This window comes from uncultured Turicimonas sp., from assembly GCF_902477955.1.
In the GTDB taxonomy this organism is placed as follows: Bacteria; Pseudomonadota; Gammaproteobacteria; order Burkholderiales; family Burkholderiaceae_F; genus Turicimonas.
On sequence record NZ_CABSJB010000005.1, the window covers coordinates 74,107 to 90,184 of the forward strand.

At 46.6% G+C, this 16,078-nt stretch carries 12 protein-coding genes; 6 read left to right on the top strand and 6 right to left on the bottom strand.

All coding sequences use genetic code 11. The features are described 5' to 3' along the window. The first annotated feature begins 253 nt into the window (after positions 1-253). Complete coding sequence (gene sstT, locus RDK53_RS02805) at positions 254-1,486, top strand: serine/threonine transporter SstT (RefSeq protein ID WP_308513183.1); 1,233 nt, start codon at positions 254-256, stop codon at positions 1,484-1,486. A gap of 164 nt (positions 1,487-1,650) precedes the next feature. Here the strand turns inward: sstT and narJ are convergent, their stop codons facing one another. Further along, positions 1,651-2,286: a nitrate reductase molybdenum cofactor assembly chaperone gene (gene narJ, locus RDK53_RS02810; RefSeq protein WP_308513184.1), complete on the bottom strand. Its 636-nt coding sequence runs from the start codon at positions 2,284-2,286 to the stop codon at positions 1,651-1,653. A gap of 225 nt (positions 2,287-2,511) precedes the next feature. On the opposite strand from narJ, the gene RDK53_RS02815 reads away from it, so the two are divergent. The 5 genes from RDK53_RS02815 (at position 2,512) to metC (ending at position 11,257) form a co-directional block, all read left to right on the top strand. Further along, positions 2,512-3,807 carry an MFS transporter gene (locus RDK53_RS02815; protein ID WP_308513185.1) on the top strand — a complete coding sequence of 432 codons (1,296 nt, stop codon included), beginning with the start codon at positions 2,512-2,514 and terminating at the stop codon, positions 3,805-3,807. A 35-nt stretch (positions 3,808-3,842) separates the two neighbouring features. After that, positions 3,843-7,601: a nitrate reductase subunit alpha gene (locus tag RDK53_RS02820; RefSeq protein ID WP_308513186.1), complete on the top strand. Its 3,759-nt coding sequence runs from the start codon at positions 3,843-3,845 to the stop codon at positions 7,599-7,601. Then, positions 7,598-9,196 (top strand): nitrate reductase subunit beta, encoded by a 1,599-nt coding sequence (gene narH, locus RDK53_RS02825; protein ID WP_308513187.1) that lies wholly within the window; start codon positions 7,598-7,600, stop codon positions 9,194-9,196. The genes RDK53_RS02820 and narH overlap by 4 nt, the downstream gene beginning before the upstream one ends. Further along, positions 9,196-9,912, top strand: a complete 717-nt coding sequence (narI, locus tag RDK53_RS02830; protein WP_236578406.1) for a respiratory nitrate reductase subunit gamma — start codon at positions 9,196-9,198, stop codon at positions 9,910-9,912. The genes narH and narI overlap by 1 nt, the downstream gene beginning before the upstream one ends. A gap of 154 nt (positions 9,913-10,066) precedes the next feature. Further along, positions 10,067-11,257 (top strand): cystathionine beta-lyase, encoded by a 1,191-nt coding sequence (gene metC, locus RDK53_RS02835; protein ID WP_308513188.1) that lies wholly within the window; start codon positions 10,067-10,069, stop codon positions 11,255-11,257. Between the two features lie 34 nt (positions 11,258-11,291). On the opposite strand, the gene RDK53_RS02840 is transcribed toward metC, so the two are convergent. The 5 genes from RDK53_RS02840 to folE2 form a co-directional block, all read right to left on the bottom strand. Then, on the bottom strand, positions 11,292-12,065 hold the full coding sequence (locus tag RDK53_RS02840) for an SDR family oxidoreductase (protein WP_308513189.1): 774 nt from the start codon (positions 12,063-12,065) through the stop codon (positions 11,292-11,294). A gap of 138 nt (positions 12,066-12,203) precedes the next feature. Continuing rightward, the gene (locus tag RDK53_RS02845; protein ID WP_308513191.1) at positions 12,204-12,839 is read right to left on the bottom strand and encodes a thiol:disulfide interchange protein DsbA/DsbL; all 636 of its coding nucleotides are present in this window, start codon (positions 12,837-12,839) and stop codon (positions 12,204-12,206) included. A 111-nt stretch (positions 12,840-12,950) separates the two neighbouring features. Beyond that, on the bottom strand, positions 12,951-13,502 hold the full coding sequence (locus tag RDK53_RS02850; protein WP_308513192.1) for an SPOR domain-containing protein: 552 nt from the start codon (positions 13,500-13,502) through the stop codon (positions 12,951-12,953). Between the two features lie 2 nt (positions 13,503-13,504). Continuing rightward, a complete protein-coding gene (gene argS / locus RDK53_RS02855; RefSeq protein ID WP_308513193.1) occupies positions 13,505-15,238 on the bottom strand; it encodes an arginine--tRNA ligase in 1,734 nt (577 codons plus the stop codon). A gap of 17 nt (positions 15,239-15,255) precedes the next feature. Next, complete coding sequence (folE2, locus tag RDK53_RS02860) at positions 15,256-16,059, bottom strand: GTP cyclohydrolase FolE2 (RefSeq protein ID WP_308513195.1); 804 nt, start codon at positions 16,057-16,059, stop codon at positions 15,256-15,258. Positions 16,060-16,078 lie beyond the last annotated feature (19 nt).

Below are 16,078 nucleotides of genomic sequence, written 5' to 3' on the forward strand. Positions count from 1 at the left end.
TTGCATTTAAAGCGTTAATTTATGACGCAAGAGAATGGTCAAATTTGAATATTAATGTTTGCTACCAAGAGATTTATTCAATTTTTGCTCTGTCTTAATTGAGAGGATTTTTTACTAAAAAAGATACGTAAAATTTCTTGAAAAGACACAAAAAAATAATTTTGTCTAGTGGAATTAGTTCTAAGTTTTTCGATTTAGCCGTTTTTTCCTATCTAAAATTTAGTAACAACTTTTGACAATAGGAATTGAATAAATGAAACGTACCCTACCTTTTCTACTTTCACTGGTTCGACAAGGATCGCTGGTAAAGCAGATTATTGTGGCTTTGGTCCTTGGTATCGCTGTTGGAGTTTTATGGCCCAGCGGTGCTGCCTCCTTGGAGGTTTTAGGAAGTTTCTTCGTCTCTGCGTTGAAGGCAGTTGCGCCGGTTTTAGTGTTCGTTCTGGTTGCTGCATCTATCGCTAATCAAGACACCGGCAGCGGCGGCAAAATTAAATCGGTTCTCTTCCTCTATATCTTAGGAACTTTCTCTGCTGCATTGGTCGCTGTTATTGCAAGCTTTATGTTCCCGACCTCGATTGCGTTAGTTGAAGTTAAAGATGCAGTCACTGCACCCGGAGGAATTGCAGAAGTTATTAGGAACTTGATTTTCAATCTCGTTGATAATCCTGTTAAAGCTTTGGCTAATGCTAACTATATCGGTATTTTGGCTTGGGCAGTTAGTTTGGGTATCGCTCTTCGTCATTCCAGTGACGAAACTAAGAAGATTGTCAGCGATTTATGCAACGGCGTCGAGTACATTGTCAGACTTGTTATCCGTTTAGCTCCGATTGGTGTTTTCGGTTTGGTCGCCGGTGTCATAGCATCCACAGGTTTGGAAGGCATGCTTAGCTACGTTAAGCTGCTCGTCGTCCTTATCGGCTGCATGATCTTTATCGCCTTGGTCGTCAATCCCTTGTTGGTATGGTTCTATACACGCAAGAATCCTTTCCCCCTCGTTTGGATGTGCTTAAGAGAAAGCGGTGTTACAGCGTTCTTCACCCGTTCATCTGCCGCTAATATTCCGGTCAATATGAACCTTTGCCGTAAACTGAACCTCGACGAGAACGTTTACGCTATTTCCATCCCGGTGGGTGCAACTATTAACATGGCCGGCGCTGCTGTCACTATTACCGTTTTGACTTTGGCTGCCGCCACTACATTGAACGTTCATGTTGATATCGGAACGGCTCTCTTGCTTTCCTTGGTTGCTACCGTTTGTGCGTGCGGCGCATCCGGTGTACCCGGCGGTTCTCTTCTTCTTATTCCATTGGCTTGTGGGTTGTTCGGTATTGAACAGAATGTTGCTATGCAGGTTGTTGCCGTGGGCTTCGTAATCGGCGTCTTACAAGATTCCGCAGAAACTGCTTTGAACTCTTCAACAGACGTTTTGTTCACAGCAGCTGCTTGCGAATACAATCAAAGAAAAGAAGCAAGCGCTCACTAATCTGAACCATTCAGGTTCATAAAGAAATCTTTCGCCTGCCTCCGTTTGAATGATGAAGGCAGGCGATTTTTATTCGATGAATTGAAATCAAATGGTAAAAGTAAAAAAGGACTCCAACAGCTAAAGTTGGAATCCTTGTTTTCTATTTAATACTTCTAAAAAACTTACTTTTTCACAAATCGGACAGGCTGTTCAACCGGATTGGCGCCGCCTCCGAAGGTAACAGGCTGATCCTGCCATTCGGCATCTAAAGTCGGAGTCAAATCGTCTTGAGTAAGCTCCGCTTTCTCCGGTTTCACATTGGCAATCGATAATAAAGCTTCGGTGACCGGAAGCCACGGACTATTCATTAGCTTAAGCTCACGGTTGATGGATTGAATAAGCGGCGCCGCACTTGTAAGCCACATCTGAGCGTCAGCAAATTTGAGTCCGGATAAAAACTCTAAGATCGCCGGAAGGAAATCCGGTAATTCATTGCTCTCAAATTTCAGTCCGTGATCCTCATATAGGCGCAGAAGATTGAGCATTGCAGAACCTCTCCCGCGGGAATCACCATGCAGATGTTCGAATAAATTCAAACTGGCTTTCTTGCCTAAGTCAAAAGTGGAGACATAAATTCCTTGCAGATTTGCTAAAGATGATGAAGAAAAGTGTTCAATCATCTTGGATAAATTTGCCTTGACTTTCTGACTGAGAGTAGGCGCATTTTGAATCGAAGAAGAAATCTCATCTAGTTCATCAAATAATTGCTGTCTCGGGTAAACAAGCAGACAAGCCATGGCCTTTAGTTCAACATTCATTATTTACCCCCTGTTAAGGGTTATCTCTACATACAGAGATCATACAAAAGATAAGTACGCTAATAACTCCAGGGGGCGGTGTGAATACCCAAATCGATGATTGTAAATGCTTATTTCAGTGATAAAGATCAGGAAGATAGGCCCAAAATGGATGATTTTCAAAGGGGTAGTAGGGGATAACTCCTACACTTCAAGAAGATAATCCATAAATTAAAGGAGCGCATTATGCGTGCAGATATTAAGGTTTGGAACCCTGAAAATCCTGCCCAATGGAATAAAACATTAGCATGGACAACAGTTTGGTTAAGTACCTTCAGTTTGACATTGGGCTTTTGTGCCTGGTTCTTGGTACCTTCTTTGGCTCCTAGATTAAATGAAATCGGCTTTCAGCTTGATCACCGCCAATTGTATTGGTTGGTGGCCATGGTAGGCCTTTCCGCAGGAACTTTAAGAATTATTTGGACCTTCTTACCCCCAATTTTGGGAACAAGAATTCTAGTAACTTTTTCAACGGCTTTGCTGTTGATCCCGCTGTTCTGCTGGGTATACGCAGTAATGAATCCCGGTACACCGTATTGGGTTTTGCTGCTGTTCTCTTTGTTCAGCGGTATTGGCGGCGGTACATTCTCGGGCTTGATGGCAAGTACTAATTACTACTTCCCGAAAAAGCAGAGAGGATTCGCTTTAGGCGTCCAAGGCGGTCTATCTGACTTCGGTACCGGTTTAGTTCAGTTTGTCACACCATTAGTAATCGGTTTCAGCGCTTTTGCAGCACTTGGTGCTCCTCAGGTTGCTCACTTGGCTGACGGCAAGACGGTTCAATACTGGCTTCAGAACGCAGCCTGGATTTGGATTCCGTTCGTCGTCATTATTACTATTCTGTCTTGGCTTTGCCTGCGTTCAGTTCCCGTAACCGCAAACATCAAGAAGCAGTGGGCCATTTTCGGTAATAAACACACCTGGTTTATGACTTTGTTCTATTACGGAACATTCGCAACATTTGCCGGACTCGGTGCTCAGTTGGCTTTGTTGGGAACTCACGAATTTGCTCATATCGAAAACGCTCCGAACGTCGTTGCATTAGCTTGGTTAGGCCCTGTCATCGGAGCTTTGTCAAGAGTCGGTGCAGGTAAGGTTGCTGATTCCATCCGCGGCGGCCGTGTCACCACGATTATGGCTGTCTGCAATATCATCGGCTTGCTCGGGTTGTGGCTCTACAAACCGGATTCTGTAATGGGATGCTGGATTTGGTTAGGCTTCATGTTCTGGGTATTCTTCTGGACCGGTGTCGGCAATGCCTCTACTACTGAACAGATGGCTGTTCTGTTCCCGCCGCTTCAGGGTGGCGCAGTCGTTGGTTGGACTTCAGCAATCGGTGCTTATGGTCCTTTCACTATCGGCGTCCTCTTGGCTGAAACCAACGCAGCAACAATGTTTGCCGTAACAACAGCAATCTTTATCGCTATCTTATTAATCAATATTTATTACTACGACCGTAAAGATGCCCCGGATCTTTGCTAATTCGTCGGACAAATAAATAAAAAGGGAGAACCTATATGCCTGGAATGATGAAAAGTTCTCTGTTCTTCTCAAAGAAGGTCGGTTCCTATTCAGATGGTTGGGGCGAAGTTGTAAACGCTGACCGCGGTTGGGAACAGGCTTACAGAGACAGATGGGCACATGACAAAATCGTCCGTTCTACCCACGGCGTTAACTGTACCGGCTCCTGCAGCTGGAAGGTATACGTCAAGGACGGTATTGTCACATGGGAAACCCAAGAAACTGACTACCCCCCAACGCCTCCCGGAGTTCCGAATCACGAACCTCGCGGATGTCCTAGAGGAGCAAGTTACTCTTGGTATCTCTACAGTGCCTCCAGAATTAAACATCCGTTAATCAGAGCTGAGCTTCTTAACTATTGGGAAGAAGCTCGGAAGACAATGGATCCGCTAGCTGCTTGGAAGAGCATTGTTGAAGATCCGCAGAAGAAGAAAGCCTATTGCGAAGCCCGCGGTATGGGCGGATTGGTTAGAACTTCCTGGAATACCGCTCTGGAAATTATCGCCACTGCCAACCTCTACACGATTGACAAGTACGGTCCGGACAGAATCGCCGGCTTCTCACCGATTCCAGGCTACTCTATGGTCTCCTACGGAGCAGGTACTCGGTATCTGTGCTTGATCGGCGGTACGCCTCTCTCCTTCTATGACTGGTATTGCGATTTGCCGCCGTCATCTCCTCAGACATGGGGCGAACAAACTGACGTTCCTGAATCTGAAGCTTGGTACTACTCCAGTTACATCCTTGTTTGGGGTACCAATATTTCCATGACCCGTTCTCCGGACGCACACTTCCTGATTGAAGCCCGTTATAACGGTACCAAGGTTGTGAACGTCTGTCCGGATTACGTGGAAGTAACGAAAGACGCCGATATGTGGATCCATCCGAAGCAGGCAACCGATGCTGCTTTGGCTTTGTCTATGGCTCACGTCATCTTTAAAGAGTTCCACTACGAAAATCCGGACCCGTATTTCACCGAATACGTTAGAAACTATACCGACTTCCCAATGCTTGTCATGCTCGACAAGAATGAAAAGGGCGGCTATGTTCCGGGACGTCTGCTCCGTGAATGCGATATCGGCGCTCCGGCCGGAGAAAACAATCCGGAATGGAAGACTGTCGTCTATGACGAACTGACAAAAGAAGTGGCCGTTCCGCAGGGCTCAATGGGTTACCGTTGGGGTCAAAAAGAAGGCCAGGATCTCGGCAAATGGAATTTGAACTCCGTAGACGGACGTACAGGCAAAGAAATTAAACCGCAGTTGTCCTTCTTGAAGGATTCGCCGGAAGTAGTTGATGTTTCCTTCCCGTACTTCGGCGGAAGAGAACGCCCGATGTTTACTCCGAACGAACAGACTTCCGATGTTATCGTTAGAAAAGTTCCTGCTAAGACAATTAAAGTTGACGGAAAAGAATACTTAGTCGCTACAGTGTTCGATTTGTTCGGCAGCTACCTTGGCGTCGACAGAGGCTTGGGCGGTGAAGTTGCTCATAGCTACGAAGATAACGTGCCGTTTACACCGGCATGGCAGTCTGTCATTACCGGCGTTGAACCCGAATATGCAATCACTGTAGCTCGTGAGTTTGCAAAAGCAGCTTCTAAGACCAAAGGCCGTGCTTGCGTTCTGATGGGCGCAGGCGTTAACCAGTGGTTCCAGACCGATAACACTTATCGTACGGTTATTTACCTTCTGTTGATGTGCGGTACTTGCGGTGTCGTCGGCGGAGGCTGGTGCCACTATGTGGGTCAGGAAAAGATTCGTCCGGAAGCCGGATGGTCCGAATACTCTTTTGCTAAAGACTGGGAGCCCGCCAGCCGCCATATGAATGCGACTAGCTACTTCTATGAACATACCGACCAGTGGCGTTACGAAAGAATTCCTCTGTCCGATATGCTGTCCCCTTTGGCAGATACCAAAGTTTATAACGGCACTTATGTCGACTATAACGTTAAGTCTGAAATGATGGGCTGGCTGCCTTCTGCTCCTCAGCTCAACGTCAACCCGACAAAGATTGCCCCGCTCGCTCAGAAAGCCAACGAGGATCCGACTCAGTATTTGATCGATCAGCTCAAGGCCAAGAAGATTCAGTTCAGCTGCCAGGATTTGGATGCTGAAGAAAACTGGCCGAGAAACTTATTCGTTTGGCGTTCGAACCTGCTCGGTTCTTCCGGCAAAGGTCAGGAATACTTCCTGAGACATTTAATGGGAACTCAGAGCGGTATTCTCGGCGGAGAATTAACAGAAAAGGACGGCTCGCTGCTTCCGCAAATGGTTAAATGGCGTCCGCCTGTCACGGGTAAATTGGATCTATTGGTCAATATGGACTTCCGTATGAGTACAACGTCCATTTACTCCGACATCATCCTTCCGACAGCAACCTTCTACGAAAAGAACGATATCAACACAACGGATATGCACAGCTTCATCCATCCGTTCGTTAAAGCCGTTCAATGTTCTTGGGAAGGCCGTTGCGACTGGGATACTTACAAGGACATCGCCAAAAAACTTTCTGAAATCGCTGCGATGTATCCGGATAAATTCGGTAACGTCGTTGATATGGTTATGACGCCGCTCGGTCACGATTCTCCTCATGAATTGGGCCAAGCTCTGGATGTTAAGGCCTGGTACAAGGGCGAATGCGATTTGATTCCGGGCAAGACAGCTCCGTTGATTCACGCAGTTCCGAGAGACTACCGCACCATTTACGATAAGTACACGTCTATCGGACCTCTGCTCAGCACAAAGGGCGGCGGCAACCGCGGCATCAAATGGAACCTGGATCCGGAAATTGAAGAGTTAAGACAGTTGAACGGTACGGTTACCGAAGGCGTTGCTAAAGGACGTCCGAAGATGCTTACCGACATCAATGCCGCTAACTTCATCATGAGAGTTTCTCCGGAAACCAACGGTGCTTTGTCGTACCGCAGCTGGACATTCGTTGAAAACCAATGCGGTGTTAAATGCCGCTGGATGTCCGAGGGTCATATCGAAGACAAGATCACCTTCGATGATTTGGCTCACCGTCCGGCAAAGACATTTACCGCCCCGGACTGGTCCGGCACGATTACTCCGGAAACTCCGTATGTCGCATTCTGGCAGAACGTGTTTGTCAAACTTCCGTGGCGTACTCTGACGGGACGACAGCAGTTCTATCAAGACCATAGCTGGATGAGAGCTTTCGGTCAGGAATTTGCTCAATATCGTCCGCCTGCATTCCAGAGATCGTTGGAGGGTTATAAGGATATTGCGGCAAACGGCAATAAAGTCATCATGCTGAACTTTATGACCGCCCACCAGAAATGGGGTATTCACTCCACTTATTACGACAACGAAAGAATGCTTGCGCTGTCCAGAGGAGGCCCTGTGGTTTGGATGAGCAACCTCGATGCGGCTAACGCCGGCATCGTTGATAACGATTGGATCGAATGCTGGAACTGCAACGGTTCAGTTGTTGCCAGAGCCATTGTCTCTTCAAGAATGCCGGAAGGCCTGTGCATCATGCAGCACGCTACTGAAAAGACAGTTAATACACCGGGATCTGAGATTAACCACATGAGAGGCGGCGACCATAACTCTCCGACAAGAGTTATCGTCAATCCGACTCACATGATCGGCGGTTACGCTCACCTCTCTTATGCCTTCAATTATTACGGAACTATCGCTCCAAACAGAGATGACTTCGTGTGGATGAGAAAGATGAATAAGATCGACTGGATGGAAGAAGAAGCTCCGAGCAAAGGAGGTAATTTATGAAAATCCGTGCACAAATAGGGATGGTATTAAACCTCGATAAATGCATCGGTTGTCATACTTGTTCCGTTACCTGTAAGAATGTGTGGACTAACCGCCCCGGTACCGAATATATTTGGTTCAACAATGTTGAAACAAAGCCGGGCGTCGGTTATCCGAAACAATGGGAAAACCAAAAGAAGTGGCTGGGCGGCTGGGAACTTAAAAACGGTACTCTTCGCCTTCGCCGCGGCAGCAAACTCGGCGTACTCGCCGGAATTTTTGCGAACGGCAAGCTTCCGGGAATTGATGAGTACTACGAGCCGTATACCTTCGATTATCAGAACCTGCAGAAAGCTCCTCGTATGAAGACTTCTGTGACGGCACAGCCAATCTCTTATCTGACCGGAAAGAAGATGAAGAAGATTGTCAACAGTGCTGCGTGGGACGATAACCTCGGCGGTACGGATCTGATGACTACACCGGATGTCAACTTAGCTAACGTAGAGCGCGAAATTTACGCACAGTACAAGAACACTTTCTTGTACTATCTGCCGCGTCTGTGCGAACACTGCTTGAACCCGGCCTGCGTAGCCAGCTGCCCGTCCGGTTCGATCTACAAGCGTGAAGAAGACGGCATCGTCTTGGTCGACCAGAACAAGTGCCGCGGTTGGAGAATGTGCGTCTCCGGCTGTCCCTACAAGAAGGTTTATTACAACTGGTCTACCGGCAAAGCCGAGAAATGCATTTTCTGTTATCCGCGTGTAGAAAGCGGTCAGCCGACCGTTTGCGCTGAAACCTGCGTCGGGCGTATTCGTTACATGGGCGTAATGCTTTACGATGCGGACCGCATCAAAGAGCTCGCTTCCACACCAAACGAAGAAGATCTTTACGCAGCCCAGAAATCCATTTTCTTGGATCCGAACGATCCGAATGTTGAAGCTCAAGCACTTGAAGCAGGAATTTCTCACGACTGGATCGAGGCCGCGAAGAAATCTCCAATCTACAAGATGATCTGCAAGTGGGGCGTAGCGCTTCCGTTGCACCCGGAATTCAGAACTCTGCCTATGGTTTGGTATGTTCCGCCGCTTTCTCCGATTGCTCAGGCAGTCGATGCGGGCAAGCTTTCTTTGAAGGGGGATCTTCCGGATGTAGAAAGTCTGCGTATTCCTGTCCAGTACTTGGCAAATCTGTTTACCGCAGGCAACACAAAACCGGTTCTGGATGCTCTAGGACGCCTGTTGGCTGAAAGAAAGATCCTTCGTTCTTACAGCAACGGTGCCGGAATATCTCAGTTCCTGACTTGTGAGGTATTCCCTGAAGAGCTCAAGGATAGTCCGGACGTTAAGCTTCTGGATTCTTTGGGACTGACATTGCAGGATGTTTGCGATATGCATAATCTCTTTGCTATTGCCGACTATAAAGACCGCTTTGTCGTACCGTCAGCCAACCGCAACCATATGGCAAGTATGCTGTCTCAGGGTTCTCAAGGAATTAACTTGGGAGGCGGTGCTGACATGCGCCGCAGAGCGTCGGTTATCTTCGGCGGTCCAATGAACCGAAAGGTCATCCCTCTTTTCGAAGAGTATGAACGCAGTACCGATAAGGTGGGAGGCTAATGATGAATGATCTCTATCTAACCTTAAATTTCGTGATCTTCCAAGTGATGCCCTATGCGATCTTGGCAATCCTGCTTCTCGGCAGCTTTGCCAGGTATCTGATTAGCCCGTTTTCCTGGAAGAGCCAGAGCAGCGAACTCATCGATAAAAAAGACTTGATGTGGGGCGCAAATTTGTTCCATATCGGTGTCATCATCGTGTTCTTCGGTCACGTCTTCGGCCTCTTTACTCCGAGCGCAATCCTCGACATGATGGGAATGACTCCTGCCGTTCACCAACTGGTTGAAGTCTTTGTAGGAGGCACCTTTGCCGTTGTAGCAGTCCTTGGCATCTTTATTCTGTTCTTCCGCCGTTGTTTCAATGATAGAGTCAGAACAGCATCAAGACCAAGCGACTACCTGGTTTTGATTCTCCTGATTGCCGTATTGCTTTTCGGATGCGCTTCCGTTATTGAGTCCTATCTGTATGACCACTCCGGTGCAACCATCGTATTGTTCCGCTCTTGGGTTCATGGTTTACTTACTTTCGACCCGAATGCTTGGACCTACATGCTGCAGGTTCCCGAACCTCAGAAATGGCATATCTTCATCGGTTTGTTGGTATTTTTGGTTGTCCCGTTTACCAGACTGGCTCACATCTGGAGCGGATACTTCACACCATTATTCCTTATCAGACCGCACCAGATTATGCGTATTAATAGGAAACCAATGAAGTAATCAACTGCTTCGCAAAAGAAAACCCGGGCCACATCGCTCGGGTTTCTTTTAAACTGAAGCAAGACAAAGTCACTCGCAGTCTAAGAAGATCGTTTAATAATAACAGCCGGTTTATAATTTTTTGTCCTAGTCAAAGAACACTCCGGATCCAAGTATGAGCGACTTTTCTTCAAGCATTTCAACTAAGCTGGTTCATGTCGGTAGAAACACAGACGTGAGCCAAGGTTTTGTCAATATTCCACCGTTTAACGGCTCTACGGTTTTGCACCATTCTTCCGCAGATATGAAAGAAAGAACACGCCGTCAAATGAACGGAGAGGAAGTTCTGACTTATGGGACCGGGGGAGGACCCACACACGATGCTTTCTTTCAATTGATGAACGAGCTGGAAGGCGGGGAAGGTACTTGGGCCTATTCCACCGGTCTTGCCGGCTGCGTGATTCCTTTTTTTGCTTTTGTGAAAGCAGGCGACCATGTGTTGGTTACAGACTCAGTCTATGGACCTACACTATGTTTTTGTGAAACGATTCTACGAGGACTAGGAATTGAGGTTGAGTTTTACATTCCGACGATAGGTGAGAGAATTGAGGAGCTCATACGTTCCAACACCCGTTTGATTTTTATGGAGAGCCCTGGCAGTCACTCCTTTGAGATGCAGGATGTTCCGGCGATTGTTCGTGTTGCTCAAAAACATAACGTCTGGACCATGATCGACAATACTTGGGCGACTCCAATGTATTTTCAGCCGTTGAAAGCTGGTGTCGATGTTGTCATCCATGCAGCGACTAAATACATCGGAGGCCATTCTGATTTGCTGATGTCAACGGCAACCTGCAATGCCAAGGCGTGGCCTTTGGTAAAGGCCGTCAGCATTACGATGGGACAGTTAGCTCCGGCAGACACTATTTATTTGGCCCATCGCGGCATTCGGACGATGAAAGTCAGAATGGAGGCACAGTTCAAATCCGCGCAGAAAATTGTTGATTGGTTAGAGCAGCAGCCGGAGGTCGAAAAGATTTTGTGGCCTGCTCACGAAAAAGATCCCGGTTATCCGATCTGGAAAAGAGATTTCACGGGAGCCGCAGCCTTATTTGCTGTCAAACTAAAAGACAATGTGCCTGATGCTGCTTTGGATGCTTTCTTGGACAACCTTAAACTCTTCGGGCTTGGATATTCATGGGGCGGTTATGAAAGTTTGCTTATCCGGAGTTACGGAAAGCGATGCAAAGATGATTCAACAGCTTTTGAAAAGATGCTTCGGTTGTCCATTGGGCTGGAAGATGCAGAAGACCTTATAAGAGACCTCCAGAGAGGTTTTGAAGCATTGCGAAAGGAAATGCCCTAGCGAAGAAAGAAAAGGCGCCAAAGGCGCCATTTCGTTAGTTCTGTGTAGATGTTTTTCTTGGTTTCTGCTTTCTTGATGCCAAAATCTTATCGAACAGGCAGTTTGGAATGATCTTCAGAACTTTAGAGAGCACGCCCATTTGCCAAGGAATCGTCACATAGGACTTTTTCTCAAAGATAGCTTTAACAGCCTCTTTGGCAAATTCTTCCGGTGTCAGAAGGAAAGGCATCTTATACGGATTTTTTGCGGTTAAAGGCGTCTTCACAAATCCCGGAGAAATGGTCAAGACGTCCACGCCGTGCTTTTTCATTTCCACGCGCAGACTTTCGCAGTAAGTGATGACTGCTGATTTGCTTGCGCAGTACGCTTCGCTTCCCGGTAAGCCGCGGATGCCGGCTACGCTGGCAATACCAACCAACGTTCCTCTTTTTCTTTCCATCATCGGTGCTTCAAAAGCGTGGAAAGTGGAGGCCATGGATAACACATTGGTTTCGAATACTTGGTCAAATACTTCCAAGTCCTCTTTGAATTGTGTTTTGACTCCGATAGAGACACCTGCACAGGCGATTGCCACATCCACGCCGCCGCATTCTTTATCGAACTTACGGGCTTCGTCAATCAATTTTTCTCTATCAGTTACATCGCAGACAATGGCCTTATGCAAATGAGAGTGTGGAAGGCGGGAGATAATCTCATCGAGTTTTTCTTTTCTTCTGGCAACAAGTCCGAGAGTTGCGCCCTTAGCGGCAAATTCTTTTGCGAGCGCTTCCCCGATTCCGCTGGAAGCTCCTGTAAGAAAAATGTTCATTTATTTAATTTCCGTGAAAGCGTACTAAACCGCAATAAAGAGATCATTTTAATGGTGCAGAGCGGCTTCCTGCAGGCTGCGAATGAAAAAAAGCTCCTTAAAGTGGAACGTTAAGGAGCTTACTCGCAGAAGAGAGAATTATTTGTTACTTTCTCTTTCTTTGTTGATTAGGAAATCCATCACCTGGATAGCGCCCTCGCGTGTTCCGACCATATGAGGCGCGGTGATGTATTTTCCGTTGACTGCATTACAAGGAGTGCCGTCGATGTCATAAGCCATCCATGTTTTGCGAGCCTTTTCAGTGTTCATCTTCGTGGAGAAAGAATTAGCGGCCTTTAAGAACTCTTCCTTATTCAGCCCATTGGAGGCTAAATAATCAGCAACGCTGTTAAGGTCCGGCATTTCTCTGCCTTCTTTAATAACAGCATTGAACATCATGTCGTGGTACGGATCGAGCTTATTGAGTGCTTCAAGCGCGTAATAGGTCTGAGTGAAGTGCTTAGTTTTATCAGACCATGCCACCGGGATTCTCTTGAACACAACATCATTCGGAAGCTGGGCTGCCCAAGGTTCTACTGATTTTTCATAGGTGTAGCAGTGCGGGCAGGTATAAGCAAAAAATGTAAGAACTTCGATTTTCTTTGGATTGGAAGTTTGAACCGGAGTTTTTAAAGCAACATAATCAGTTCCGGCAACTGGCTTATCCGCAGATGCAAAAACTGTCAGAGGCATAAAAGCTGCGATTGCTGCAGCAAGTATTGAACGTCTGAGCATATTTAAACCTAATAAATAAAATATTCAAAAATGCTAGTAAATTGAACTGAAGAGGAAATTAAATAACAATACGCAGTCAAAAGACTGCGTATCGGATACTACTGAAGATGTTTATTTCACTCGTCCTACTGTTGCCTGGAACGAGTTCTGCATTAAGCGGGTTTTGACATCATTGGCTTCTTGATTGGTCCCGTAAGGTCCGAGACGGACTCTGTACCATGTTGTTCCGTTTTCAACTCTCTTAATGATTCGGGATTCAAAGCCGAGAAGACCAAGCTCTGCTCTAAGGTTTTCTGCTTCAGCTTCTCCTTTGAAAGCACCTGCTTGGACAACATAGCGGTAAGTTTCTTCAGTCGGCTGCTTAACCTCTTCTTTGGAGTTGGGGGCATCGGTAGGGTTAGGGTACTGAGGCTCTACAGTTACAACTTTGCTTTTCGGAGCGTTGGCCGGAGAGTCTCCGGTTCCATTAAGCGCAGCGTTCGGATCCGGAATCGCACCGTTGGCGATAGGATTGATTTTCTCACTGGCCTGGTTCACTTTATTGATAAAAGGAATCGGTGCATTGGTAATGAAAAGAGCAGCCGCTGCGCAGGCTCCAACACCTACGACACCCCCGACTAAAAATCCATAAAACCACGTTCCAAAACCGGATCTGCCTGCCATTTCTATTGCTCCTTATCGGCTCTGTCCAATCTTTCCGGAGCTGACACTCCCAAGATTCCGAGGCCGTTTTTGAAGACTTGCTGGACCGCCAATAATAAAGCGAGACGAGCGTTTCTTGTCTTCTCATCCTCAACGAGTACTCTTTCTGAATTGTAGAAAGAATGGAACTTGGATGCCAGATCAGACAAATACGCAACTAAGCTGTGCGGTGCAAGTTCGTTCGCGGCCGAGGCAAGAACATTCGGGTAGTCAGAGAGCAAATTCATCAAAGCGAGCTCGGAAGGAGCTGTTAAAACGCTCAGATCGAAGCTTGAGGCCTGTTGTTCGCTCGGAACACTGAATCCTTTTTCCGCAGCTTGCGCAAAAATAGAGCAAATACGGGCATGAGCGTATTGCAGGTAATACACCGGATTTTCATCAGACTGACTTTGAGCCAAATCGATATCCAGATTGAATTCCGCGTCGCTCTTTCTGTTAACTAAGAACAAACGGGCAGCGTCTTTGCCAATCCATGTTATCAGATCACGCAAAGTTACATAGGTTCCGGCTCTCTTACTCATCTTTACTTCTTGACCGTCTTTGATGACGTGAAGCATCGTATGAAGAAGATATGCAGGGAAATCTTTTGGAACTTCAAAGTTGAAAGCTGGGGCAGCCGCTTGAATGCCGGCACGGACACGTGCTACTGTGCCGAAGTGGTCTGTGCCTTGAATGTTCAAAGCTTTCTTGAATCCTCGTTCAAACTTGTTGAGGTGATAGGCCACATCAGGAACGAAATATGTGTAAGTTCCGTCAGTCTTCTTTACGACACGGTCCTTATCATCGCCGAAATCTGTGGATTTAAACCACAGTGCGCCGTCTTTCTCGTAAAGTTTTCCGGCTTTATCGATGGCTGCAACAGCGTTTTGAACTCTTCCGTCTCTATATAAAGAGCTTTCTAAGAAATAGTTATCAAAGGAGACGCCGAAAGCTTGGAGATCGTTGTACTGCTCGTTTCTTAGATAAGCAACCGCGTACTTACGAATGTTTTCTAGATCGTCGATATTTCCGCTGCTGTGAATAGGTTCGCCGTCGAATGCGCTGAAGCTTTCTTTATCTAGATACTTCTGAGCGATGTCGCGAATATATTCGCCTTGATAGCCGTCTTCCGGGAATTTGACATCTATACCCAAAATTTCTTTTGCTCGAGCCTGGACGCTGTCGGTTAACTTCTGGATCTGAACACCGGCATCGTTGTAATAGAACTCGCGGCTGACAACCCATCCTTGAGACTTAAACAAATTGGTTAGTACATCGCCGAGGGCTCCCTGGCGAGCGTGGCCTAAGTGAAGCGGACCGGTTGGATTTGCAGAAACAAACTCAATAAGAATAGTTTTATCTTTGTCGGTCGGAAGACAGCCGAATTTTGTGCCTTCTTCCAAAACAACCTTCACAACTTCCTGCTTGGCCTGATCGGACAAAGTCATGTTGATGAAGCCCGGACCTGCAATTTCTATATTTTTGAAGAATGTTTCGGTGCCCGGCTGTGCTTTGATCTTTTCAACAAGCTGTGCTGCGATATCACGAGGTGCCTTTTTCATAGCTTTGGCGCACTGTAATGCCACAGTGCAGGCCACATCGCCGTGAGCGGCTTGCTTCGGTTTCTCCAGGATAACCTTTGCAGTCTCCGGAGCACCAATTTCTTTCAGGGCCTCTGTGAAGAGGCTCGAGATATAGTCTTTCTGAGTATTAAGCATTTTTTGAAGACGCTCTCTTATTCTTCAGCTTTCTTAGAAAAAGTGATCGAGGCAAAAGCAGAGTGATTATGAATAGACTCAAAGTTTTCTGCTTCCACTGTGAAGGAGAGAATGGCCGGCTCGTCTTGGCAAAGGATGGCGACATCTCTGACTAAGTCTTCAACGAACTTCGGATTTTCGTAAGCATGTTCAGTAACGAATTTTTCGTCAGAACGCTTCAAAAGACCCCAAACGGGACAGGAAGCGGAAGATTCAATCATCTCAATTTGCTTTTCAATAGCAAAATTGGTTTCGAGCTCTGCATTGATAGAAACTAAAGAACGCTGGTTGTGAGCACCATACTTACTGATTTCTTTGCTGCATGGACACAAACTTGTTACCGGAGCTTCAACTTTTTGATTAATTTTGATATGGCCGTTTTTAGCCTCGGCAACTAATTGAACTTGATAGTTCATTGTGCTGTGAAGTTCAGAAACCGGGGCGGCTTTTTCCATAAAGAACGGAAAGGTAAGACTGATATAACCGCCATCAGCTTTTAGAGAAGAAAGCATCTGTGCCATTACATCAGTTAAAAGAGTAGGGCAAAAAGGCTTGTTGATGCTTTCGAGCAAAGTCCAGAAGCGGGACATGTGGGTGCCTTTTTTGTCTGCCGGTAAAGAAACGTACATTTCAACATCGGCAACAGTATGCTGGGAACCCAGAACAGTCTTAACTAAAATCGGGGTTTTGATCCCTTTGACCCCAACTTTTTCAATAGGAATATTACGGCGGTCTAGAGAGGATTGAACGTCCGGAAGGACCATCAAATCGTTACTTGTCATTTTTTCCTCAAAAGGTCTG